1 protein-coding gene is annotated in these 268 nt (G+C 60.1%); it reads right to left on the reverse strand.

From position 1 onward, the window contains the following. A partial coding sequence (locus tag IV91_RS19235) for a hypothetical protein (RefSeq protein WP_233418475.1) occupies positions 1-186 on the reverse strand: 186 nt, incomplete at its 3' end. Between the last annotated feature and the right edge of the window lie 82 nt (positions 187-268).

Below are 268 nucleotides of genomic sequence, written 5' to 3' on the forward strand. Positions count from 1 at the left end.
TGGTCCCGTTTCCCTACCGCACACCTCCTTCCGTTCGATAAGAACGGAGAAGACAGGGGCTGAAAGCAACGGTTTACTCTGCTCGCGCAGGATTACCCGGTACTCTCGCCCTCGCACCCACCGTGCCAGTTTCCCGGCAGTGGGCGCCAATGCAGAAATTCCGAAGTCTTGGCAGGACCTCGGCATGGGCTTGGCAGCCCTGACGCATTACGCGTCGTAGCAAAATCGAATGGCTGTGTCGGGTGGCGGCCCGACCGATGATCTCTGG

This window comes from Ferrovum myxofaciens (genome assembly GCF_000735045.1).
In the GTDB taxonomy this organism is placed as follows: domain Bacteria; phylum Pseudomonadota; class Gammaproteobacteria; order Burkholderiales; family Ferrovaceae; genus Ferrovum; species Ferrovum myxofaciens.